At 37.3% G+C, this 25,317-nt stretch carries 22 protein-coding genes; 2 read left to right on the top strand and 20 right to left on the bottom strand.

The window, feature by feature from the left end; all coding sequences use genetic code 11:
• Positions 1-25: 25 nt before the first annotated feature.
• From RAH34_RS17630 to RAH34_RS17620, 3 genes are all read right to left on the bottom strand, one after another.
• Positions 26-739, bottom strand: a complete 714-nt coding sequence (locus RAH34_RS17630) for a hypothetical protein (RefSeq protein WP_114820923.1) — start codon at positions 737-739, stop codon at positions 26-28.
• A 102-nt stretch (positions 740-841) separates the two neighbouring features.
• Complete coding sequence (locus tag RAH34_RS17625; RefSeq protein WP_162800916.1) at positions 842-1,537, bottom strand: hypothetical protein; 696 nt, start codon at positions 1,535-1,537, stop codon at positions 842-844.
• A gap of 519 nt (positions 1,538-2,056) precedes the next feature.
• The gene (locus RAH34_RS17620; RefSeq protein WP_306596971.1) at positions 2,057-5,773 is read right to left on the bottom strand and encodes a metallophosphoesterase; all 3,717 of its coding nucleotides are present in this window, start codon (positions 5,771-5,773) and stop codon (positions 2,057-2,059) included.
• A gap of 26 nt (positions 5,774-5,799) precedes the next feature.
• Here RAH34_RS17620 and RAH34_RS17615 point away from each other — a divergent pair, with 26 nt between their 5' ends.
• Entirely contained in the window at positions 5,800-6,975 is a 1,176-nt protein-coding gene (locus RAH34_RS17615) for a Pycsar system effector family protein (RefSeq protein ID WP_306596970.1), read from the top strand.
• Between the two features lie 19 nt (positions 6,976-6,994).
• A complete protein-coding gene (locus tag RAH34_RS17610) occupies positions 6,995-7,918 on the top strand; it encodes a bestrophin family protein (RefSeq protein WP_306596969.1) in 924 nt (307 codons plus the stop codon).
• A gap of 4 nt (positions 7,919-7,922) precedes the next feature.
• Here the strand turns inward: RAH34_RS17610 and RAH34_RS17605 are convergent, their stop codons facing one another.
• The 17 genes from RAH34_RS17605 to RAH34_RS17525 form a co-directional block, all read right to left on the bottom strand.
• A complete protein-coding gene (locus RAH34_RS17605) occupies positions 7,923-10,235 on the bottom strand; it encodes a GAF domain-containing protein (protein ID WP_306596968.1) in 2,313 nt (770 codons plus the stop codon).
• Positions 10,236-10,498: 263 nt separating this feature from the next.
• Positions 10,499-11,878 (bottom strand): NADH-quinone oxidoreductase subunit N, encoded by a 1,380-nt coding sequence (locus RAH34_RS17600; protein ID WP_306596967.1) that lies wholly within the window; start codon positions 11,876-11,878, stop codon positions 10,499-10,501.
• Positions 11,879-11,894: 16 nt separating this feature from the next.
• Complete coding sequence (locus tag RAH34_RS17595; RefSeq protein WP_114820916.1) at positions 11,895-13,388, bottom strand: NuoM family protein; 1,494 nt, start codon at positions 13,386-13,388, stop codon at positions 11,895-11,897.
• Positions 13,389-13,390: 2 nt separating this feature from the next.
• Positions 13,391-15,304 (bottom strand): NADH-quinone oxidoreductase subunit L, encoded by a 1,914-nt coding sequence (gene nuoL, locus RAH34_RS17590; protein ID WP_034693414.1) that lies wholly within the window; start codon positions 15,302-15,304, stop codon positions 13,391-13,393.
• A gap of 2 nt (positions 15,305-15,306) precedes the next feature.
• Positions 15,307-15,636, bottom strand: coding sequence for an NADH-quinone oxidoreductase subunit NuoK (gene nuoK, locus RAH34_RS17585; protein WP_002983557.1), 330 nt, complete (start codon positions 15,634-15,636; stop codon positions 15,307-15,309).
• Positions 15,637-15,640: 4 nt separating this feature from the next.
• A complete protein-coding gene (locus RAH34_RS17580; RefSeq protein ID WP_034693417.1) occupies positions 15,641-16,138 on the bottom strand; it encodes an NADH-quinone oxidoreductase subunit J in 498 nt (165 codons plus the stop codon).
• Positions 16,138-16,695 carry an NADH-quinone oxidoreductase subunit I gene (locus RAH34_RS17575; protein ID WP_034693420.1) on the bottom strand — a complete coding sequence of 186 codons (558 nt, stop codon included), beginning with the start codon at positions 16,693-16,695 and terminating at the stop codon, positions 16,138-16,140. Before RAH34_RS17575 ends, RAH34_RS17580 begins: the two co-directional genes overlap by 1 nt.
• A 72-nt stretch (positions 16,696-16,767) precedes the next feature.
• Positions 16,768-17,166, bottom strand: a complete 399-nt coding sequence (locus RAH34_RS17570; protein ID WP_306596966.1) for a four helix bundle protein — start codon at positions 17,164-17,166, stop codon at positions 16,768-16,770.
• A gap of 88 nt (positions 17,167-17,254) precedes the next feature.
• A complete protein-coding gene (gene nuoH, locus RAH34_RS17565) occupies positions 17,255-18,316 on the bottom strand; it encodes an NADH-quinone oxidoreductase subunit NuoH (RefSeq protein WP_306596965.1) in 1,062 nt (353 codons plus the stop codon).
• A 108-nt stretch (positions 18,317-18,424) separates the two neighbouring features.
• The gene (locus RAH34_RS17560; RefSeq protein WP_034693425.1) at positions 18,425-19,423 is read right to left on the bottom strand and encodes a 2Fe-2S iron-sulfur cluster-binding protein; all 999 of its coding nucleotides are present in this window, start codon (positions 19,421-19,423) and stop codon (positions 18,425-18,427) included.
• A 41-nt stretch (positions 19,424-19,464) separates the two neighbouring features.
• A complete protein-coding gene (locus tag RAH34_RS17555; RefSeq protein ID WP_185144341.1) occupies positions 19,465-20,376 on the bottom strand; it encodes a hypothetical protein in 912 nt (303 codons plus the stop codon).
• A gap of 5 nt (positions 20,377-20,381) precedes the next feature.
• Positions 20,382-21,740, bottom strand: coding sequence for an NADH-quinone oxidoreductase subunit NuoF (gene nuoF / locus RAH34_RS17550; RefSeq protein ID WP_306596964.1), 1,359 nt, complete (start codon positions 21,738-21,740; stop codon positions 20,382-20,384).
• 107 nt (positions 21,741-21,847) lie between these two features.
• Positions 21,848-22,357, bottom strand: coding sequence for an NAD(P)H-dependent oxidoreductase subunit E (nuoE, locus tag RAH34_RS17545; protein WP_062675585.1), 510 nt, complete (start codon positions 22,355-22,357; stop codon positions 21,848-21,850).
• A gap of 91 nt (positions 22,358-22,448) precedes the next feature.
• A complete protein-coding gene (gene nuoD, locus RAH34_RS17540; RefSeq protein ID WP_089697003.1) occupies positions 22,449-23,672 on the bottom strand; it encodes an NADH dehydrogenase (quinone) subunit D in 1,224 nt (407 codons plus the stop codon).
• Positions 23,673-23,734: 62 nt separating this feature from the next.
• Positions 23,735-24,229 carry an NADH-quinone oxidoreductase subunit C gene (locus RAH34_RS17535; protein WP_062675584.1) on the bottom strand — a complete coding sequence of 165 codons (495 nt, stop codon included), beginning with the start codon at positions 24,227-24,229 and terminating at the stop codon, positions 23,735-23,737.
• Between the two features lie 6 nt (positions 24,230-24,235).
• Entirely contained in the window at positions 24,236-24,796 is a 561-nt protein-coding gene (locus RAH34_RS17530; RefSeq protein WP_002983540.1) for an NADH-quinone oxidoreductase subunit B, read from the bottom strand.
• Between the two features lie 95 nt (positions 24,797-24,891).
• Entirely contained in the window at positions 24,892-25,263 is a 372-nt protein-coding gene (locus tag RAH34_RS17525; RefSeq protein ID WP_034693436.1) for an NADH-quinone oxidoreductase subunit A, read from the bottom strand.
• Between the last annotated feature and the right edge of the window lie 54 nt (positions 25,264-25,317).

The following is a 25,317-nucleotide window of genomic DNA, read 5'->3' as shown; positions in this document are numbered from 1 at the left end:
ATGGAAATGATGACGCTTGCATTGTTTACTGCGTAAGATAGGAGATACTGATATTACCTTTTGATAATCTGAAATCCTGGGTGTATATACATCTGAGCCTGAAAGTTTCTCCGGCAGCAAAAGATTGTATGCCTGTAAGCTGATGATATACATAGTTTGTTCTCTCCCCATGTCCTGTTGATATTGCTGAAACTAAGTTTTGGGTATCAGCCTCTCTCTGAAGTTGTGATGTTGCTGTTCCTTCTGTCTGATTGGTTCCATTGAGGTTTAAATCATATGTAAAGTAGGTTGCTACATTATAGAAACCTGCTTTATTGACCGTAAATATCCCAGTGTTTGCATCATAGGAAATAAAATTATTATCTATTTTGTTAACAATATTATAGATGAAATTTTTAGAAAAGTTTTCAAAAGTTCCGGTTAGGTGGCTTCCGGTATAGCTGCCGGAACTGGGTGATATATTATCCTTATTCGCTACAAAAACTACTTTTAAAAAATTCTGAGATTCTATACTTCTCCATGTAGGAGCTGTACCGGCGCCGTTGGAACTTAAAAATTCGCCGTCTTTACCTGCGGTACCCTGTACACTTTCAGAACCTCCAACGTTTAATTCTTTTACCAGCTGCAGTGAGCCGTTAACATGCAATGTTCTCTGCGGAGTTGGTGTTAGTATTCCCACTTGCGCATTGGCTACGAATGACATGATTAGGAACGATGTCAGTAATAATTTTTTTTTCATTAGATTAAGTATTTTGTTGTTGATCGTGCAAAGTATTTCTGTTTTCAATAGTATGACCTGTGAAGAATCTGAGGCGTTCAGTAAAACTGCAGGGCTTCAATTCTAAGGAAGCAGATAAGAAATGCTGATATTGCCTGAGGTTAATCTGAAGTTCTGAGTATAAACGGATCTCAGAGAAAAGGTTTCTCCGGAATTGAGAAGCTTTATACCTGTCAGCTGATGATATATATTTTCTGTTCTTTCTCCGTGTCCAGTAGACACTGCCGAAATATAATCACTCATATCTGAACTTCTCTGAAGTCTTGAGATTGCTGTCCCCGCAGTCTGATTGGTTCCATTCAAGCTTAAGTTATAAGAAAAGTAAGTTGAAATGTTATAATATCCGGTCCTGTTAACTGTGAATATCCCTGTATTGGCATCATAGGAAACATAATTATTATCTATCTTATTGACGATATTATAGACATAATTTCTGGATGGTCCGTCATAGTCTGTTGCGCTGCTGCTCCCTGTATAACTGCCTGTGCTGGGTGAGATATTTGTTTTCTGGCCCGTAAAAACAATCTTTAAAAAATTTTGCGATTCTACAGTTCTCCATACAGGTGATGTTCCGGCCCCGTTGGAACTTAAAAACTCTCCCTCCTTTCCTGCAGTACCCTGAACATTTTCAGACCCTCCTACATTGAATTCTTTTACCAGCTGTAATGAACCATTAACGTGCAGTGTTCTCTGTGGAGTAGAGGTTAATATTCCTATTTGAGCATTGGCTAAAAATGACATGATTAGAAAGAATGTCATCCATAATCTTTTTTTCATCGGATTGATCTATTGTTATTTTTGATAACAAAATTATCTTTTTTTTATAACCCGTAATTTGTAAAAAAGTGAATACTATTGAGTGAGAGAAGGACTTTTCTATATCAATAATACGTGAAATAATTATGTGGATTAATTATTTTTTTTAAATGTCACTATTTTGTGATTTTTTTAATTTCTTGTAGATATTTATCTACTTTCCTGAGATTTTTTCTTATGGCCGATATAATCAGATCTTTAGGTTTTCTTTTTGTAATGAATGGATAAATCATCAAATTACGTTGCACTGAAATTCAAATAAATTTAATTTGTCAACCTGAATTTTGGGAATATAAGAAAGATATCTGTACTTATACCATTGAAAATATGGCTTTTAATTAAAAGCCATATTTGTCGTATCAGTCAAAAATGTAAAGATAAAATTTTAATTATTACATTTTACAAAAATTGATTTGAGGTGATCGTTATAAGAGTGGTCATCAACTTTTTCCTATAGAAGCTTTAAAATTTCATTCCCACTCCGGCAGAAATTCTTCCGCCATCTGAACCATAGAAATAATTCAATCTTGCAGACATCATTTCCACAATACTCAGCCATACTCCTGCACCCACAGACTGATGCCATTTTCTGGAATTTTCATGGTCATTCCAGACACGACCGGTATCATATCCGATAAGAATCCCCATATTGGCAGGTACAATATTATTTCTTACTCTTCCAAAATCCCATCGGATTTCCGAGTTATTGGTAAAATAGGATCTTCCTGAGAATCTCTCGTTTCTGAAGGCCCTCATTCCATTATTACCTCCGATAGCTGCAGCCTGATAAAATTCAAAATTATTGTTATTAATCCACATCACATTGCTGGAATTGGCGAATACAAATTTCCCTTTTTTATCAATCCTGTGATCAATAGCCAACTTTCCTTTTATGGTCACGAAATTCTTATTAAAATCGGAAAGGGTTGCCTTCCAGTCAGCATTCAGCATAAATTCCAGTCCAAGAGTAGGAAAGGCTGTATTATCCGCATTTTTATAACCAAAGGTATAATTGGCTCCTAAAAACTGCTGGCTGTTGAACACGCCAGGTCTCACATCCGGTGACTGGTTGATGAAACGGTCAGCCTTTCTCTGTACTTTATTATCTTCAAAAGTCAGTTGAAACTGGTGGCTTAGGTTCATCCAGCTCTTTTGAGAGATGGATGGAGCAAAGTTGAATTTGGAAATTCTGGCTCTGTTGTATTCTCTTTCTGTATCTTCTTTGTCATATTCACTTTCATTGGAAAGTCCAAAGAAGTTTTGAGAGAATCTTGGTGTTGTATAAAATGCATCAAGGTTGATATCCCAACCTGAGATTGCTTTTTTAAATACACCTTTGTAGGTAAGGCTAAATCCTGCTGTAGCCGTATAAAAATTAGCTTTTAAACTGTGTCTCTGAGTAAATGGGTCACGGATAAAATTATTCACCGTGTAATTGGCCAGAACGCCTACAATCACCCCGTCATCCGGGTTGTAATCCAGGTTGGGATATCCGGCAACGGAATTATATTTAGGATGCTTATAATTATAGCTGTTGATGTCATAATCATCCGTAATATTCTTGGTTGCATTTCCGGAATTGTAAGTGTTTTTCTGAGATTTAAAATCGTAGATTTTCACTTTTCTTCCATCTGCAACGTTGTAGGTGTCATGGTTATATCCGCCAATCAGTCGGATCGTCATTTTCGGATTTCCGCTTCCTGTCACCACATAGGTGTCATCATCTTCCAGTCCGTAGATCCATAATTCTTTTGTTTTAGAATCGTGATAAGTTTTTTCAAAAACCAGCTCATTCTGATCTTTGTTTTTACCCAGATAATATTGCTGTACCAGTACGGAATGTCCGTTTTTGGTGATGATAAACTTATCAGGATGTACCGTTCCTGCCAAAGGAACTTTTTTCTGCAGTACATCATAATACTGTGCTGCATAGCTCTGAAGTTTGGTTTTTCTTGTTTTCAGTTTTCTCTGAATTTCAGCAATGGTGTCATCCTGCACTTCTTTAGGAAGATTGTGGAATGCTTCATCAATATCCGCATCCGTAAGATGTTCCTGAATATATTTGGCCTGGGTTTCCCATTCATTCTGGTCTGCACCTTTTAAGAATACAAGATCCATCGGATAAGGTTCCATAGCGAGCCATTTTACACTGCTGATATCTTCTGTAAAGGTTTTCATATGACGGATGGCAGGAACATTCATAATGATTTTAAAGGCCGCCCCGTCATATTTACTGAATGCCTGATCCCTGTCTTTTGGAATGGGTTTATAGATCACTTTATCACCCTCTTCGTATTGCGCCCATTTCCACTGGTCGGAATGTCTGTCCCAGTCACCGATAAGCATATCAAATAATCTTGCTCTGATATAGGATTCCCTGTCTACAGAATATTTATCACTTTTACCAAGGTTTTTAAGGACATCATCGGTGGAAACGATGTCTTTTGCATGGTCAAGATAAGCTAATGTTTTGGGATCGGAAGAAAAACGTTCCTCAATCATATACATTTCATCCCCGTAGTTTTCGTTATATCTTCCCAAAGCCTGCTGCTTGGGAATATAATACAGTTTCGGATTACTATGAAAAATACCCAGTTTTTCTGACATATTTCCAATCGTAAATGGGGTAAACGGATGATTGGTCGTATAAAAATCAAGTAAAAATTTTTCTGGGAATGTATCTGCAAGCTCTTCTCCCAATGTGCTTTTCTGGAAAGCCATATTATTCAGAAAACGGATGGCACTTTTTTTCACTCCACGCATGACGAATTCCTGTCCGTCTGCAGATTTCAATCGTAAACTGTTGGATTGGTTTCCTCCACCTTCCCGGAAAGGAATATATCCTCCGTTCAATTCTGAAAGATTAGCGGTTGGAGCCTCAATAGGAATTCCATAATATCTTCTGTAATGATCTCCCCAAAGCCAACGGTAAAACTTTCTTTTTTCAGTAAGCGCTACCGGGTAAATGGTGGAAGAAAATGTGGCAGGAAAAGAATTGGGGAAATTATTGATAAATACATCCGGTTTGGAAATCACGGAAATATGAGTAAGCTTTTGAAGCTGGGCATCTTTGGTTGAAAAATACTCAACATCTGTACTTTCATCTTTTCTGAAATTTAAAACCGCAAAACCACTGCCTCCGTAGGAAAAGTCTGTTTTTTCTACAATGGTAGAGGGATCTGTTTTAGAACCTGCACCACTGATGATCTGTCTTAAGTTTCCATCTTCATGATATTGCAGGTTATGGTCATGGCCGGATACGAAAATAATGTTTTCTTTATCCTGAACAATACTTTTCAGTCGGTTGGCCAGATCTGCATAATGCTGATTATTGATATCTTCAGGACTGGCTCCTGAGGAACTTCTCAATATATTGATTACACTTGCCACCACAGGAACAGGAACTTTACTCTTTAAAGGAAAGAGATGGGATTTTGCAGAATTAAAACCTGCATGAGTTCCACTGCTGATGATGGGATGATGTAGGGCAACAATTATTTTTTTTCCCTGATTTTTAATGATCAGATCTTTAAATTCTGTGAAAAAATCTTCACGGGTTTTGATATTGCAGTTTTTGTTGATTCCGGGATAATTGTCCCAGTTGGCAATCACCCATTCTGTATCGATGGCAATAAGTTTGATATCTTTGGAAACATTGATATCATCAATAGGACAGCCGTTTTTTGGTAAGAAAGCTTTTTTATCATCAAGATATTTTTTAACCAGTGCTTCCTGGTTATTCAACCCTTCCAATCCGTTATACCAATCATGGTTGCCCGGAATTACAAGTGTTTTCCCTTTGAAATTTTTGGTTATGGAAAGCTGATTTTCCAGTTTCTGCTTTGCTGTGGCGTAATCTTTATCTGTTTCTTTAGGCATCCCATTGGGATAGATATTGTCGCCCAAAAAGATCAGCATAGAATTGCTATCTGCAGAATCCAGTTTACTTTTCAGTAAATTCAGAGTTTTTTGTGCCTGAGGTTCATCTGAGTTTCCTGCATCTCCAACCAGAAAAAGTTTAAAATCATTATCGGATTTTATTTCGGAATCTTTTACTTCATATAAGTTTTCGCCCTTTTGCACGTTATAGGTAGCACAGGAATAAAGGACTCCTGCGGACATTACTGTTCTAAGAACAATAGAAGTATTTTTTAGATGAGTTTTAAAGGATAAATTCATAAATTTACATTAACAAAATTTCAGGGATGAGCATTTTACAAAAAGCTAAAAATTATGTTGAAATCTTATTCAAAGATAAGTTATCTTCAGTATATTTTTATCATAATTTTATCCATACTGCCTATACAGTGAATAAGGCTGAGGAAATCATGAAAAATACCCCTGTTTCTGAGGAGGATCAGGAGAAGGTACTCGTAGCATTATGGTTTCATGATACGGGGTATATAGAATGTGCCCTGAACCATGAGGAAAGAAGTGTGGAGGTGATGAAAGCCTTTTTACAACAGGAAAATTATCCTGAAAACTATATTGCAGATGTTGAAAAACTGATTCTTGCCACTAAAATACATTACGAACCTCAGAATCTATTGGAAAAAATTGTAAAGGATGCCGATTTCAGCCATTTTGCAGGCCATGATTACAGTGATATTTCCGATGCTTTAAGAAAAGAATGGGAACTTACCAATGTAAGATGTTTTTCCAATGAAGAATGGAATGCCGGAAATCTGGATATGCTGAAAAATAAGCATACTTTTTATACGGATTATGCCAAGGAAAACTGGGAACCTCTGAAAAAGAAAAACATCAAAAAGATCGAAAAGAAGCTGGAAAAAGAAGAGGAGAAAAAAGAAAATAAAAAAGACGTTTCGGAAGGTAAAAAAGAAAAGGAAAAATCAGACAGAAGTGTAGATACCTTATTCAGAGTTACACTGAACAATCATACAAGATTAAGTGACATTGCAGACAGTAAAGCCAATATTCTTTTATCGGTAAATGCCATTATTATCTCGGTCTGTCTTTCTGTATTGGTTCCGAAGCTGGATGCTCCAAAAAATTCACATTTAATTCTTCCAAGTTTCATATTATTGCTGTCTAGTGTACTGACGATTATATTTGCGATTCTGTCCACCAAACCGAATGTAACAAAATCAACATTTACTTCTGAAGATATTACCAACAGAAAAGTAAACCTGCTTTTCTTTGGGAACTTTCAGCAGATGTTGTTTGACGATTATAACAATGCGATGAAAGACCTTATTAAAGACAGGGATTATATCTATGATTCTATGGTGAAGGACCTGTATTATCTGGGAAAAGTTCTTAACAGGAAGTATAAGCTTTTATCCATTACCTATAAGATCTTTATGGCTGGAATTATTATTTCCGTTTTATCTTTCGGAGTGGCTTTTCTTAGTCTTTAATTAATAAACATACACACAAATGATTGTCAGACAGCGTACCAATTGGCTGAAAATGTTATTTATATGGAGAGGATCCGTATTAAAGAAAATTGTTGTTCAGCTTTCCATTATCACGCTGTTTTCCTTAGCTATCTATTTTTTCAAAGGAAAAATCTTTGACTATAAAGTACATCTTAATCCTACCATCTTTACATTGATAGGATTGGCGCTCGCTATTTTTATGGGTTTCTGTAATTCTGCAAGTTATGACCGTTTCTGGGAAGGACGGAAACTGTGGGGATTACTTGTCATTGAGACCAGATCTCTCACAAGACAGATTTTATCCTTAGTGAATGATTCTTCTCCTCAAGCTAAAGAGGAAAAAGAGAGAATCATCAAGCTGATCTCTGCATTTTCCTGGTCACTGAATTTTCAATTAAGAGATAAATCTGGTACAGAACATCTTGAGAGACTGCTTTCATCTGAACAATTAGAACAGGTGAAGAATAAGAAATTTATTCCCAATATTATTCTTGGATTTATTGCAGATTGGCTCAACGAACAGAATAAAAAAGGAAATATAGATACCATTGTCATGACTTCGATGGATCATCAGCTGAACCAGTTTTCTAATATTTCCGGAGGCTGTGAGAGGATTTACAATACACCATTACCCTTTGCTTACAGTGTTTTGCTGCATCGTACTGTTTATCTCTATTGTTTCTGGCTTCCTTTCGGGCTGGTAGATTCTTTAGGCTGGATGATGCCTTTGATCGTTTTGTTGATCAGCTACACCTTTATTGCTCTTGATGCCATTATTCAGGAGATTGGTGAACCTTTTGGCGAAGAGGAAAATGACCTTGCATTGAACAGCATCTGTCGTACGATTGAGTTTTCTATTTGTGAGCAGGCAGGAATTCCACAAGGGGAGTTGAAGAAACCGGATACTTATTTTGTGGATTAGTTTTCTATTCCTCCGGAAGTGTAAAAGATACCCTCAGCGCCAGCAATCCTGTAATTCCCTGAAGATCTTCTACTCTTAAAAATTCTACGTCATTTTGTAAAACTCCTTTTTTCTGGAGTTTAGAAATATAATCCAGATATTCCTTTTGGTTTTCCATGCCGAAATAAACGATCGTAATTTTTCCGGGAGCAGTGATGCGTTCTGAAGAATCTTTGATATGGGCTTTATCCAGTCGCTTTTTGATAATCTCGTAATAGGAATTGTAAGCTCCGTCTACATCAAAGCGTTTTTCATCCATTCTGAAACGGATGTCTATTTTTTCATTATATACGAAAATCAGTGAAGCAATATCAAGTGGTACCGGAAGATACTTTTTGAACGACTGAAATTCAAGTTCCATTTTACAGATGGTTTTCAGCTGCCAGTATCTCAGTTTGTGAACTACTTTCGAAGTATAGTGCAGGTCAGGAGCGATGGTAGAGCCACTGTACAGATTATGTTCCACACCGTCTGACTTAAATCTTTCATAGTAGTGCGGGAAAATTTCCTGTGCTTTTACCTGGCTTTCGTCCAGCATATCTGCCAGTTTCCGGTTGACCAGAGTGATAGAATCATCAAGGTTTTTTCTGTGATGATAAAACAGATCTGTAGAAGTAAAGATGTGGGAGAAATAGTCTTTGATCTTTGCTTTTATTTCCCTGGACGTTTTAATTTCCAGCTTCCCTTGTAAAAAAGGATGAATTTCTTCTCTTAACAATCTCTGAAAACGTTGTTCCGTATCTGCTTTGATCTCGTTGTTGATCTCATTCTCAAAAACATCCAGTGCCAGTACAAATTTTTCCGAATCGGAATTGGTGAGTGTCAAAACTTCATTCAGCCATTCAATTTGTTGATTAAGATCCTGCAGCATCAGATTAAAACGTTTTTCAGAAGAAGAACGGATATCTGAAACCCCAAACAAAGGAGTCAGATTTTTGAATGCAATCTGCTTTAAGGTGTATATTTTTTTTCCCAGCGATGCCGTAAAATATTTCTCAGCTTCATTTCTGAATTTCCAGACCACACTGTCATGGATGGTTGTATATTCACGCTGGATAATAGCTTCAATCTGGTAATTTTTCTCAAAGTAAAATCTGTTCAGAGAAAAAAGAACCATATCGGTGAAAAACTCCAGTTTTTTTAGTTTTAAACCATTGAAACTTCCGGCAATAGGAGAGGTGAATTCCATGATCGCAAGGAGTTCACCATCTTTCATGATAGGAATTACCATGAAACTGTTCACATTATTATCCTTTAAAATACTGAAGGAAGGAAGCAGCTTGACATTTTCTTCCAGGTTATTTACATTGGAAACGACTACAGGTTTTGAATTGTGATTTAAATTATTAAAAGTACTCTTACGCGTTTCTTCATCAAATGCATTGATCCAGAAATCCAGGATATGGTTGGTAAGAAGACTCTCATAGATCGGGAGCTTATCCAGTTTCTGTTCCTTTTTATTGAATGTCATTAACCCGAAACTGAGTTCCGGAACATCAAAATAAGATTTGAAAATTTCCGTAAGATTTTCGTTGGGATTCATATTTTCCGGATCAATTTCAATCATGCTTGATTTCAGATCAGAAAGGGCAACTTCAGAGGTGCAGTCTACCAGTGAAATAATGGTAAATCCTTTCAATATCCAGGATTGAGATGGGAAATATTTCTTCCAAAGCTTAAAGTCATCAAGATTTTCCAGAAGCATATCCAGAACGTCATCAGATGGAATTCTGGCTTCTTCTGTAGGCGTTATTTCGGTAAAATCTGAATTGACCGTAATTTTATAATGTTTCATGATTCCCTGTTTGTTGGGAATATCATAATAAAACGGAATGGTACTTTTAATATCTTTTTTGAAGTAGCTCTGAAGAATCAGACAACAGCAGAATACATAAAATTCATTATCTGAAATATTTCTGAGTTCTATTTCGAAGTCTTTTCCTGCGTCTTTCAGAATATCTTTAAACCTTTCGGTATAGTTGAAAGTAATATTGGAAAGCGGAATACTTGCTGCTTTTATTTCGTTTTTGGTAAGACCCGTTGGGAAAAGATCAGCAAGAAGTAGTCTGATGAGGTCTTCATGTTTTTCAAGAAGGGTCGTGTCCTGAAATCCTTCTCTAAGATCTTTAAAATTTCTGGTGCTCTCTAGTAAAGACTCCGCATAATTGACCCTGTATTCCAATCTGTCATTATATCGGATATGTTCCAGAACATCCAAATATTTTTTGAATGATATATAAACCTGAAAGGGAGAGTCTTTTTTATAGAGATTAGCCAAGAGCTGAAAAATTTAAAGTAAAGTTATGAAAAAAGGAGAATATTGATCGTGTGGAATTTTTATTTTATTGTACATAATTTGCAGGTGCTTTGGGAAACTCTGTAAGGTATTTTATAATTCCTTACTGTTTTTTATACAGACAGATTATAGATTTACTGATAAACAAAAATTGTAATTTTTTGGGTAAGATATTAATTATTTAAATAAGATAATAAAAAAGCACAACTGAGAAGTTGTGCTTTTTATATTGTAGAGTTCTGATTTTACAATCCGAACATTCTTGCAAATAGATCCGGGAAAACTCCAAGGATGATGATCAAAGCAATAACAACTACTCCAATGATATTGTAAGTAAGGGTTACTTTTTCTGATGATTTGAATGTTGATTCTTTAAAGAAGAACATCGCAATGATCAGTCTTAAATAGTAAGCAATAGATAGGGCAGAACCTAACACAGCTACCAATACTAAGAAAGCTGCACCGTTCATAGCCTGGGAGAATAAAGCAAATTTCCCCATGAAACCAGCTGTTAACGGAACTCCTGCCATTGAAAGCATAGAGATTGTTGCAGCTGTTGCTAATAAAGGTTCAGTTTTTGCCAATCCTTTGAAGGCTCCGAAAGACGTTTCTCTCTTTAATTTCTCTACCCAGATCAGGCACATGAAAACTCCTACTGTAGATAAAGAATAAGCAAACAGATAGAAGGCAAGGTTATAAGTAGAAAGGCTCGTCATTCCGAAGAATACCAATCCGATATATCCTGCGTGAGATACTGAAGAGTATGCCAACATTCTTTTTGCATTTGTCTGAGCAAGACCCATAACGTTTGCCAAAAGTAAAGTAATGATTAAGAATACACCTAAAACATTAATCCACTCGTGAGTTACCCCAGCGAAGCCAAGCGTCATCAATCTGAACAGCGCAAAGAATCCTGAGATCTTTACTACACTCGCCATGAAAGCTGTGATTAATGAAGGAGAACCTGCATATACATCAGGGCTCCACATGTGGAAAGGTGCCAAAGCTACTTTGAACGCCAATGCACAAAGAATAAGTAATACTCCTAAGATGAACATTACATTCCCTGAATTAGCTACTCCAAAATCATGAATCTTGTAAAGATCAAAACTTCCTGCACTTCCGTAGATGAACGCAATACCGAACAGTAAGAAACCTGTTGCGAATGCACCCATAAGGAAATATTTAATAGAAGCTTCGTTGGATCTCAGATCAGTTTTGTTAGCTCCAGCCATTACATATAATGGAATAGAAAGGATCTCAACTCCTAAGAACATCGTCACCAGGTTCTGGTATCCGAAAAGGATGATCCCTCCACATAATGCGAATAGCATTAATGCATATAATTCTGACTGGTGGCTTCTGTGATTGCTGAATGCAAAACCGCCCAGGAAGAATAATAATAAAGTTGTTACGATTGATATTTTAGTGAATAATGCGGTATTGTCACTGTACTCATACATATGCTTGTAATGATCGAAAAACGAACATTCCGGCATAAAACTTACGTACAATGCAATGATTAATCCCAAAATCCCAATGTATCTTGCGAATTTTCCTTGTTCAAAAACTCCTGAAAATAACGCAATAACTGCCGTTAGGAAAACAATAATTAAAACACTCATTTCTTAAAATATCAAATTAACTTACCATTGATTGGTAGATAAACTTCACCGAACTACTCACCATGTCGATTACCGGTTGTGGGAAAATACCTAGTAAAATCACAAAAACCGCTAAACTTGCCAATACAGAAAATTCTACGCCTGATAAATCTTTTGCTGTACTTAAAACGGCTTCATCTCCTTCTCCAAACATTGCTTTTCCGTAGAATCTCAATAAATACACCGCACAAAGAATTACCGTAAGACCAGCAATTACTGCTGCTGTTCCGTTAAAATCATAAACAGATTTCAACAAAATAAATTCCCCGATGAATCCATTGGTTAATGGAACTCCCATTGAACCTAATATGATGATCAGGAACAACACCGCAAACTTAGGCGCTACTTTAGCTAAACCACCCATTTGTCTGATGTCTCTTGATTTAAATCTCTTATATAAAATATCACAGCAGTAGAATAAACCTACTACGTTGATACCGTGAGCAAATGTCTGTACCAAAGCTCCTTCAGCACCTTCTACATTGAAAGTTCCTCTTAAAGTAACTACTGCAGAAGCGAAGATCCCTGCTACCATCAATCCTACGTGAGAGAAAGAAGAATACGCAATGATTCTCTTCATATCCGTTTGGATAATAGCGATCAACGCACCGTGAACAATTCCTACAATAGCAAGAATAATTACGATCTGTCCTGAAATTCCGGCAATCGGAAGTGGAGTGATTGGAAGTAAATAACGCATTACACCGTATACTGCCATCTTCAGCATGATCCCTGATAATAACATGGATCCCTGAGTAGGAGAGTAGGTATACGTATCAGGCTGCCATGTATGGAAAGGAAATACCGGTAATTTCACTGCAAAAGCAAAGAAAATAAACCAGAATACCACAGTCTGCTGTACTTCGTTCAATTGCGCATTATATAAATCTGTTAAAGCGAATGATGCAGAGTGGTTGTACACATAGATCAATCCGGCTAACATAAATAGTGATCCCACGAATGTATATACGAAGAATTTCGTAGTGAACTCGAACCTTTTATTCTCTTGTCCCCAAAGTCCGGCAATGAACCAAATTGGAATCAAAGTTACTTCCCAGAAAATGTAGAATAACAATCCGTCTAAAGAAGTGAACACTCCTACAAGACCAAACTGCATCAACAGAATCAGTCCGTAGAATGTATTTCTGTAGTTTACATTTTCATTGAAAGATGATAAAATAATGATTGGAGCCAGAATGTTGGTCAATAATAAAAGAAGCATGCTCATCCCATCGATACCGAAGTGAAGAGAGCTTTTCATAAATCGTGACCATGGATAATTGATCTCATGCTGCAATACGCTGTCTACTGTCGGAGTAAAATCAAAATCCGAAAGTACGTAAAACGTAAGGAGCATTTGTACCAATGCAATTCCAAGCGCCAAATATTTGCTGGAATTATTCTTCCAGGCAAAAACTAATCCCGAACCTACTAGAGGTAATAGTAATAATGTTAATAACAAACAAGACATTATTATTGTAATAAAAAGTTAACAATTAATATAATTCCCACCGCTAAAGACATGATAAGGATATATGTCTCTACATTTCCGTTCTGTACACGCTTCATAGCTTTTCCGCTGTCTTCAGCACCATCACCTACAAAGTTTACAAAACGGTCTAAGATACCCTTATCAAACATTTTTCCTCCGCGTCCTAATCCTTCAACAGTTTTTACAATCAATGCGTTGTAAAGTTCGTCAACGTATAATTTCTTAGCAGAAAGCTTTTCCCATCCGGTATAGTTTTCCTCTGCAACAGCCATCTTTTTCTTACTTACATAAGTATTTCTAACGATGAACCATACAGTGAAGAACATTAATACTGTAGCTGCTAATAAGATCATTTCAGTATTGAAAGGCACTCCTGAAAGAGTAGCTTCCATCTGGCTGTAGCTTTGTTCCGTAAGAACTGGCTTTAACCATTCCATCAGTTTAGCATAGTGCCCGTGACCGATGAAGTGTGGCAGGTTGATAAAACCTCCGATTACAGAAAGAATAGCCAATACGATCAATGGTAATGTCATATTAGACGGGCTTTCATGTAAGTGGTGTTTTTGTTCTTCTGTTCCTCTGAATTCTCCGTGGAATGTCAGGTAGTATAGTCTGAACATATAAGTTGCAGTCATTGCCGCTAAAACAAATAGAATTACCCAGTAAACAGGGTTTTTAGCGAAAGCTGCTACTAAAATTTCGTCTTTAGAGATCATCCCTGATAATAAAGGGAAACCTGAGATGGCTAATGTTCCGATAAGGAATGTAGCGTGGGTAAGAGGAATATATTTTTTAAGACCTCCCATGAAACGCATATCCTGTTCGTTGCTCATCGCATGGATTACAGATCCTGCACCTAAGAATAATAAAGCTTTAAAGAAAGCGTGTGTCATTACGTGGAACATTGCTGTTGTGTATGCTCCAAGACCTAAAGCAATGAACATAAATCCAAGCTGTGAAACTGTAGAGTATGCCAATACTTTTTTGATGTCGTTCTGACGTAATGCATAGAATCCTGCTAAAGCAGCGGTTAAGAATCCGATGAATAAAATTCCTCCCTGTACAGTTGGTGCTAAAGTAAATAAGAAGTTGGATCTTACTACCAAATAGATACCTGCTGTAACCATCGTTGCCGCGTGGATCAACGCTGATACAGGAGTTGGTCCGGCCATTGCATCCGGTAACCATGTATATAATGGAACCTGAGCCGATTTACCGGTAGCACCGATGAATAAACTCGCTGTGATAAAGATAATCACTGTTCCGTCTAATTCAAATTTTGAAGCGTTTTCTGCTACAGAAAGATAATCTACAGCATTGGTTTGAGAAGCGATCATGAAAATACCGATCAATAACGCAAGGTCACCAATTCTGTTCATGATGAAAGCTTTTCTTGCTGCTTTACCGTATTCTTCGTTGGTATACCAGAATCCGATCAACAGGTAAGAACAAAGACCTACACCTTCCCATCCGATGAATAAGATAAGGTAGTTGCTTCCCATTACTAAAAGTAACATCGAGAAGATGAAAAGATTCAGGTAAGTAAAAAACTTGTAGAATCCTTTATCATGACTCATATATCCGATAGAGTATAAGTGGATCAGTGAACCGATACCCGTAATGATCATCACCATCATTAAAGAAAGCTGATCAATCTGGAATCCAAAATTGATTTGAACTCCGTTTACTCTAAACCATTCAAAAGCTTTTACAATAACAGGCTGGCTTTCAGAATTGAAATTCATGAAAATACTTACCGCAATACAGAATGATCCGAAAACCATAGCTGTAGCCAAAGATCCTACCAATATTTTGGGAAGGTTTTTCCCGAATAGCCCGTTAATAAGAAACCCTAAAAGTGGTAAAAGTACTATTGCATATACTAGATTCTCCATTCTTATCCTCTTAATTTATTAAATATACTCACATCTACAGAACGGGTGTTTCTATATAGCATCGCAATAATTGCCAGACCTACTGCTACTTCAGCCGCAGCTACCACCATAATGAAGAAAACTAAAAGCTGTCCGTCGCCGTTGCCTTTATACGCTGAAAAAGCTGCCAATAAAAGGTTTACAGAATTCAGCATAAGCTCTACACAGCCCAGAATCACAATAGCATTTTTTCTAAGCAATACTCCCATTACTCCCAAACAGAACAATACTGATGAAAGAATGATGAAGTAGTCCAAAGGGATGCTTTGTATAAATGTATTTACTTCTCCCATAATTTTATAAATCTTTTTTACCGATTAATACCGCGCCTACAATACCTGCCAGAATTAGGATGGAAGCAAGCTCAAACGGTAAAACATATTCATTAAACAAAAGTCTACCCAGATTTTTGGTAAGACCAACACCTCTGTCTACATTTTCAACAACAATGTGATTGTCTTTTACTCCTCTGAAAACTCCCAGTACGCCTACCAAAAGAAGACCTGCCGTAAAAACTCCAACAAATTTTAAAGTATTGTTCTTCTTACTTTCGTCTTGCTTATTAAGGTTAAGCATCATTAAGATGTAAAGGAAAAGTACCATAATGGCACCTGCGTAAACAATAATCTGGATGATTGCCAGGAACTGTGCATTGAGAAGAATGTACATTCCGGCAATTGAAAACATCGTAACAATTAATGACAAAATAGCATAAAGAGGATTTCTTGCAAATACAAAGTAAACAGCACTTGCCACTGCTAAAAACGCCACCAAGAAAAATAAAAACTGATCCATTATTTTACCGCATTTTTTTGTTTCTCGGATTGTCTTGTCGTGATATCAATCCTTTCATTTATTTTTTCAACTAATTTATCTTTTCCGTAAATGAAAGAACCTCTGTTGGTTTCTACATCTACCAATCTGTCAGTAAGATAGATGGCAGATTTAGGACAAGCTTCTTCACACATACCACAGAAAATACATCTTAGCATATTGATTTCATATACTGAAGCGTATTTCTCTTCTCTGTAAAGACCTCTTTCCTCTTTAGTTCTTTCAGCAGCAGTCATCGTAATGGCTTCTGCAGGACAAGCTACCGCACAAAGTCCACAAGCTGTACATCTTTCTCTGCCTTCTTCGTCTCTTTTCAAAACGTGCTGGCCTCTCCAGATGGTGGTTCTTGGTTTCTGTACTTCCGGATACGAATATACTGCGGGAGCACCCTTTATCACGGTTCTTACAGCATGCTTAAATGTAATCCCCATCCCTGTAAAGATGGCAGGAAGGTAGATTTTTTCAGCAAGGGTCATTTCTTTATTGGAAACAACTTTTGATCTGTTAGTTAATTTCATTATATAATTTGAAATTTGAAGTTTGAGATTTGAAATTTATTAGTAAGATTTTATCTCTCAAACCCTTAATTATTAATTATTATTTCTTTTAAATTTATTTCCGTTGTGGTCTGTCATCTTCAAATAATTTATAAATCCTGACAGCTGTTTAGACAAAGATATTGTTTGGCTTTTTAAAAAATTAAAAACTTCTTCATCTAAATAATTTCGGTCAAAAGCTCTGATTAATTGAGAACGAACTTCTCCAGCAGAACCTTTAGACATGGTAAGAAAGTTTATAAATTCTTTATTACCTTCTCTTTCAAACCCTTCAGCTATATTATCCATAATTGATGCAGATGATCTGTCAATCTGGTTTTTATCGTGGTTTAGAAATTTTGGATTCAACAAACATTCTTTTTGAATCAATTGGCAAAGACATCTTGATTGCTGCCATATTTCTAAATCTTCAAAATTATTTATCGTTGCCATGTATTTGATATTTGAAATTATTATTCTTAAAATTACTAATTTAAAGTCAATTAGTTGAATCTCAAATTTCAAACATCAAATCTCAAATTTACTGGAACGCTAAAATTACAGCTCCTGTAATTAATAGGTTTACCAATGCCATTGGGATTAATGTTTTCCATCCTAAGTGCATTAACTGATCATATCTGAATCTTGGAAGTGTCCATCTGATCCACATGAAGATCAGAATTCCGATTACTGTTTTCGTAAGGAATGCCACGATACTTAAGATTCCTGCCGCATTTTCTCCCCAGTTCTGAGTTACCCATTCAATACCAGGATAGTTATACCCTCCAAAGAAAAGGACAACCATAAAAGCATTGGAAATAAACATGTTCACATATTCTCCGAACATATATAATCCTAACTTCATGGAAGAGTATTCTGTAGAATATCCAGTTACCAATTCAGATTCACACTCAGGTAAATCGAAAGGGTGTCTGTTGGTTTCTGCGAGAGCAGCTACAAAGAAAACAAGGAATGCAATCGGCTGGTAGAAAATGTTCCAGTTCAATCCTGAAACCCAAGGAATAACGCCCCATAATTTTCCGGTTGTCTGACTTTCAGTGATTTCTTTTAAATCCAAACTTCCTGACATCATGATGATAGAAAGAAGTGCTAATCCCATCGCCAATTCATAAGAAATCATCTGAGAAGAAGCACGGATAGCACCTAGTAATGAATATTTGTTGTTCGAAGCCCAACCTCCGATCATAATTCCGTAAACCCCGATGGAAGCCATACCGATGATGAAAAGTACACCAACATCGATGTTTGCTACCTGAAGATCAAAAGAAGTACCTGCAATATTTAAACTTTTACCCCAAGGAATCACAGCTCCTGTAATCAATGAAATAAACATTACCAAAGCTGGCCCCAATACGAAAAGGAATCTTTCTGCATTGGCAGGCGTAAAGTCTTCTTTAAAGAAGAATTTTCCACCGTCAGCAAGAGGCTGCAGCAATCCGAAAGGTCCGGCTCTGTTAGGACCAATTCTATCCTGCATGATAGAGGCTACTTTTCTTTCTGCCCAGGTAGAGTAGGCTGCAATCGTAAGTGACAGCAGGAAAAGTGCTAGTACAAGTATAAGTTTAAATGTAAGTAAATCCATTTTTATTTTTATAGATGTTAAAGGTTAGAAGATGGGAGCTGGAAGATGGAAATTGTAGCAATCACATCAACAGAGACTCTCATTTTCAAATTACCTCATTTTCAAATTTTATTTTTCGTCTTTTTCACTGATTTCTTTAGCCATCGGATTGTCTAAAACTCTTAGCTCATCTTTAGGCTTTTCGTAGTGGTTCAATGAAATTACAGAATGTCTGTCGATATGTCTAGGACCTTCGATGTTCCAGTCTGATAAAGCTTTTCTTTCGAAACGGCATGTATCGCAGATGAATTCTTCTACTTCACCCCACTGGTCTTTTCTTGCAGTTACTCTTACAATTTCGTCTCCTTTAAACCATACAACAGCTTTTCCGGAACACTTATCACATTTACAAGTTGCGTTCATCGGTTTTGTAAACCAAACTCTGCTTGCAAAACGTGCTGTTCTGTCTGTTAATGCTCCTACAGGGCAAACGTCGATAACGTTTCCAATGAAGTCATTGTCTAAAGCTTTATTTAAATAGGTCGAAATTTCAGCGTGATCTCCTCTGAAAAGGATACCGTGTTCTCTTGTTTCTGTAAGCTGGTTAGCAGTCAGTACGCATCTTGCGCAAAGAATACAACGGTTCATATTTAGTTTGATGTTCGGTCCAAGATCATCAGCTTCGTAAGTATTTCTTTCGAATTCTGTTCTTGTATTTTCCACACCATGCTCATATCCTAAGTCCTGAAGATGACATTCTCCTGCCTGGTCACAGATAGGGCAGTCCAGCGGGTGATTTACCAATAGGAATTCGGTAACGGCTTTTCTTCCTTCCTGAGCTTTCTCAGAAGTAAGATTTTTTACTTCCATCCCATCCATTACATTAGTTCTGCAGCTTGCTACTAATTTTGGCATAGGACGAGGATCTGCTTCGGATCCCTTAGAAACTTCCACAAGACAAGTTCTACATCTTCCTCCACTGGTTTCCAACTTGCTGTAGTAGCACATTGCAGGAGGTACAGATTTACCACCGATTTGTCTTGCAGCTTCCAGAATAGAAGTACCAGGCAAAACTTCAGTAGTCTGTCCGTCTATAGTTATTTTGAATTTTTTAACTTCTTCGCTCATATGATATGCTTTAAGCTTTATGCGTTAAGCAATAGGCTTTGTTATTTATATTTCTTTGTATTAAATGTGTATCCAATTCCTCCCAGAATCTGTCCGAAAACAAAATCCTGGCGTGCTTTGTCCGGCTTATTATTCAACGTGGTTTTGATGTCCCACATATTGATATATCCTGCTTTTCCTTCTAATCTCAGCATCCAGTTTTTCCAGAATACTAAGTTAAGACTGGATCTGATATCGGTTCCCATACCCGCAACGTGAAAACGATCACTTCTTTCGTTACCAAAAAGTTTTACATTACTTTTCGGAAACATAAATCCGATTCCGGCCCCATAAGACCATACTAAATCTATATTTTTCTTATGAACAAGATTTTTGTATTTCTCAAGACCTAAGTTTTCATAATTAAGTCCGTCTGTATGTTCGAAAGTAAGGAACTTCTCATCTGCAAGATTAACCTGCCCGTTTTGAACCATTGCTGCATATTCAGGATCTGAAATATGTCCTTTGAAACCTACAGTCTGGTTCTGATCCATAACGTATTTCATATGGTCTATCCCCAATACCAACGCTAAATTGTCTTTAATGAAATATCCTATTCTGAAATTATACTGTGTTACAGTAAACCAGCTTGGATCAAAATAGACAATTCCAAATTTTGTAGGTCTGTCTTGTGCGGTTACATTATTCAGCTGAAAATCGTATCCGTTTCCGGTAAAATGAATGTCAGAATTACTATAAGCGGCTCTGTTCCATCCATAAAATACGAAAACCTGACCCTTTTTGCTTAGTGGTAAAGGCTTTTCCTTTTTCTCAGCTTTAATCTGCTCTTTCTCACTCACTAAATATGACAAATCCTCTTCAACGGATCTGTTATAATTTACGGTATCACTCTTCTTGTTCTGTGCAAATACAAGATTCGACATCATTAAGCCGACAACCAATAATTTTTTCATCTTACCTACGCATTCTTTTCAACAGCCGGGATAGGATCTGCATAATGTGCCAATCCATAGTTTTGTGTCTGAGACAACTCTGGGTTTTTCACGTGCCACTCAAATTCATCTCTGAAGTGACGGATCGCTGCTGCAACCGGCCAGGCTGCTGCATCACCCAACGGACAAATCGTATTTCCTTCGATTTTTCTCTGGATATCCCAAAGTAGATCGATATCTTCCATTTTTCCTTCTCCTTTCTCGATTTTCTTTAAAATCTTGTACATCCATCCCGTTCCTTCACGGCAAGGAGTACATTGTCCGCAACTTTCGTGGTTGTAGAATCTTGCCAATGTCATGGTGTGATCTACAATACACTGGTCTTCATCCAAAACGATGAAACCTCCTGAACCCATCATCGTTCCGGTAGCAAAACCACCATCTGCCAATGATTCATAGTTCATATATCTTGGCTCTCCGTTCACGGTTCTCAACAATAAATTAGCCGGAACAATCGGAACAGAACTTCCTCCAGGAATACAAGCTTTTAATCTTTTACCATCTTTGATACCACCGCAATATTCATCAGAATAGATGAATTCTTCCACAGTGATTGTCATATCGATTTCGTATACACCTGGTTTGTTGATGTTTCCACAAGCAGAAATCAATTTCGTTCCTGTAGATCTTCCAACACCTATTTTAGCATACTCAGCACCTGTAATATCAATGATTGGAACTACTGCCGCAATAGATTCAACGTTGTTTACCACCGTTGGTCTTTCCCAAAGACCTTTTACAGCCGGGAATGGCGGTTTTAATCTTGGGTTACCTCTTTTTCCTTCAAGGGATTCAAGCAATGCAGTTTCTTCACCGCAGATATATGCTCCACCACCTCTCTGTACATAGATTTCAAGATCGAAACCAGTTCCTAAAATATTTTTACCTAAAAATCCTGCTGCTTTGGCTTCTTCAATAGCTTCTTCAAGGATATCCGGAATCCATGAATATTCTCCACGGATGTAGATATAAGAAGTATTGGAACCTAAACAGTAAGAAGAAATCAGCATTCCCTCGATCAATAGATGAGGAAGGAACTCCATCAGATATCTGTCCTTGAATGTTCCGGGTTCAGATTCATCCGCATTCACAACAAGGTGTCTTGGAACACCTTCAGGCTTTGCCAGAAAGCTCCATTTCATTCCTGTTGGGAATCCAGCTCCACCACGACCTCTTAGCCCCGAAGCTTTTACTTCTTCAAGAATTTCGTCAGGAGTCATTTTCAAGGCTTTTTCAGCGGCTGTGTAACCTCCCTGTTTACGGTAAGTTTCAAAGTGGCGAATACCTTCTATATGTGCGTCTTTAAGTAAAAGTTTTTTACTCATTGTTTATTATGCTTTTCGCTATTGGCTTTTGGCTTCTAGCTTTTTATAATTATTAAAAAAAATAACTGAATAATTTAAAATCTAAAATGTAGAATTTAAAATTTCTATTAGTCTAAAGCAACTTGTCCCTGTCTGCAAAGATCAAGGATTTCATCTACTTTTTCTATCGTTAAATTTTCATGAAAGAATTTTCCTAGCTGCATCATAGGTGCATATCCGCATGCTCCAAGACATTCAGCAGGCTTTAAAGTGAACATACCGTCTTCAGTAGTTTCCCCATCCTTAATGTTCAGTTTGGTTCTGATATGATCAAGGATTTTTTCGCTTCCACAAACCATACAAGGTCCTGTTCTGCAAACTTCCAATACATATTTACCTACCGGCTTCATATTAAACATGGTATAGAAAGTAGCCACTTCATATACTTCGATCGGTTGGATACTTAATAGTCCGGCAACATAATCCATCACAGGAACATCTAACCATCCTCCGAATTCTTTTTGTGCCAGGTGAAGTACAGGAAGAAGAGCAGATTTCTGTCTTCCTTCAGGATATCTTGCGATAATTTTGTGTACCTGTGCTAAACTTTCCGGTTTAAAAGCTATTGTTTCGCTCATTTTTGAAATTTTAGATTTTAGATTTTAAATTCTAAATGAATAACGGTCTAAAATCAATTTATAATTTATAATTCAAAATTTATAATTCCAGTTATGCGTCTAATTCTCCCGCAATAATATTCATACTACACATCGTTACAATGGCATCTGAAATTACAGAACCTGTAATCATTTCAGGGTAGGCCTGATAGTAGATGAAGCATGGTCTTCTGAAGTGAAGTCTGTAAGGGCTTCTTCCTCCGTCACTCACAAGATAGAAACCTAATTCTCCGTTTCCACCTTCCACAGCATGGTAAACTTCTCCTTTCGGTACATCAGTTTCTCCCATTACAATTTTGAAATGGTAGATCAATGCTTCCATTTTCTGATAGACATCGGCCTTTTCAGGAAGATAGAAATCAGGGACATCCGCGTGGAATGGTCCTTCCGGAAGATTTTCGTATGCTTGTTTGATAATTTTGATTGATTCCCAGATTTCCTGTTGACGAACCATGAAACGGTCGTAAGTATCTCCTGAAGTTCCTACAGGAATAATGAAGTCGAAATCCTGGTATGAAGAATAAGGCTGTGCAACTCTTACATCATAATCTACCCCTGCTGCACGTAAGTTTGGACCTGTGAAACCGTAGCTTAATGCTCTCTCGGCAGAAATAGCTCCTGTACCGATGGTTCTGTCCATGAAAATTCTGTTTCTCTCTAATAAAGTACAGAATTCTTTGAATCTTGGTGGGAAAGTTTTTAAGAAGTCTTTCAACAACTCATGAAACTTAGGGGTGAAATCTCTTTCAAAACCTCCGATTCTTCCCATATTGGTGGTCATTCTAGCTCCGCAGATCTGCTCATACATGTCATAAATACGCTCTCTTTCGATGAACATATAAGTAAGACCTGTAATCGCTCCTGAGTCCATTCCGGTTACCCCGTTACAGATCAGGTGGTCACCGATTCTGGCTAGCTCCATCAGGATCACACGCATATAGTCTACACGTTTTGGAACTTCCACACCAATCAGCTTCTCTACTGTCATGTGCCAACCTAAGTTATTGATGGGTGCAGAACAGTAATTCATACGGTCGGTAAGGGTAGTGATCTGAGAATAGTTTCTTCTTTCAGAAATCTTCTCAAATGCTCTGTGGATGTATCCTACGGTTTGCTCTGCATGAAGGATTCTTTCTCCGTCCATCGTTAAGATATTCTGGAAAATCCCGTGCGTAGCAGGGTGGGTAGGTCCCAGATTCAGGGTGTATAATTGTCCGTCAATCTGTTCCTTACTTTCGTACTGGTTTAGTATATTAGATAATGAGTTATCTTTCATAATGATTGCTTTTAGCTATTTGCTTCTGGCTATTGGCTAGCTGCCATTGGCCATTCGCTTTTTTATCTTCCGAACATGCTATCGTTCTTGTCGGTTCTTGTACCGTCTTCAAGGCGATATTCCTTCAACATTGGGTGGTATCCAAGATCTTCCATATTTAAAATAGGTCTGAGATCCGGGTGTCCTTTAAATTTAATCCCATAGAAATCATACGTTTCTCTTTCCATCCAGTTGGCTCCTGCAAATAGCTCTACAAGAGAGTCTACTTCAATATTTTCTCTGGACATAAAGATTTTCAGACGTAATCTGAAATTGGCCATCATATTATGCAAATGGTAAACAACACCAATTTCCTTTTCCGGGAATTCAGGATAATGAATACCACAGATATCCGTAAGGAAATTAAATTCCAGTGATGAATCTTTCAGATAGTGAATGATTTTCTTAATATCTTCTTTCTTCACTTCAATCGTCAGCATTCCATAAGGTTCTGAACTTGAAATGACAGATTCCGGAAATTCTCTTGTGATAGCTTCTAATACAAATTCGTTTGTCATTTCCGTTTAGTTGCTTATGTTGTAAGAATCTAATAATTTCTGATATTCAGGCATGTCTCTTCTTCTGATGCTTTCGCTTTCTGCAAGAGCCTGTACCTGCATTACGCCTTCAATGATCTGTTCAGGTCTTGGAGGACATCCGGGAACATAAACGTCTACCGGAATAATTTTATCAATTCCCTGAAGTACAGAATACGTATCAAAAATACCACCGCTGGAAGCACAAGCTCCAACTGCTACCACCCATTTCGGCTCAGCCATCTGAGTGTAAACTTCTTTCAGGACTGGTCCTAATTTCTTTGATATAGTTCCGCAAACCATCAGCATATCTGCTTGTCTTGGAGAGAAAGAGTTTCTTTCCATACCAAATCTTGAAGCATCATAAGTCGGGTTCAGGGTAGCCATAAACTCGATACCACAACAAGAGGTTGCAAAGGGTAACGGCCAAAGTGAAAACTTTCTTGCCATCCCGATTACACTGCTCAGTTTTGTTGCGAAAAACCCTTCTCCTTCATAGCCTTCGGGAGCAGGTGCATCTGTTCTTATTACTGGTTTTTTATCTGACATTTTCTTTTGTTGATATTTAAAGATTAAAATGTTTATAAAATTTAATCATCTCTGTTTTTCAATGATTAAATTGTTCAATCTTTTAATGTTAAAATTTATTTATCCCAATCCAGAGCACCTCGTTTCCAGACATAGAAAAACGCTACGAAGAAGATCGCAACGAATGTAAGTACGGCAAGGAATCCTTCCATACCGAATTCTCTGAAGTTGACAGCATAAGGATAAAAGAATACGATTTCAATATCGAATAGTACGAACAATACCGCAGTCAGGAAGTACTTGATAGAAAACGGTGTTCTTGCGTTTCCTTCTACAGGAACCCCACATTCCCAGCTTTGGTTTTTTACAGAGTTTCCTTTTTTCTGCTGTGGGCCTAAGAAATGTGCTCCAAGCAAAGAAACAGCTACAAATCCTACTGCTACACCAGCCTGGATAAGGATTGGAATATAACTTTCAGGTAAATTCATTTTTGCATTATTATCTCAATTTGCAAATTTAGCGAATAAACAAGAAAGCATGAA

Source organism: Chryseobacterium sp. WLY505 (assembly GCF_030846215.1).
In the GTDB taxonomy this organism is placed as follows: Bacteria; Bacteroidota; Bacteroidia; order Flavobacteriales; family Weeksellaceae; genus Chryseobacterium.
This window is presented reverse-complemented; position numbering and strand designations above follow the sequence as displayed.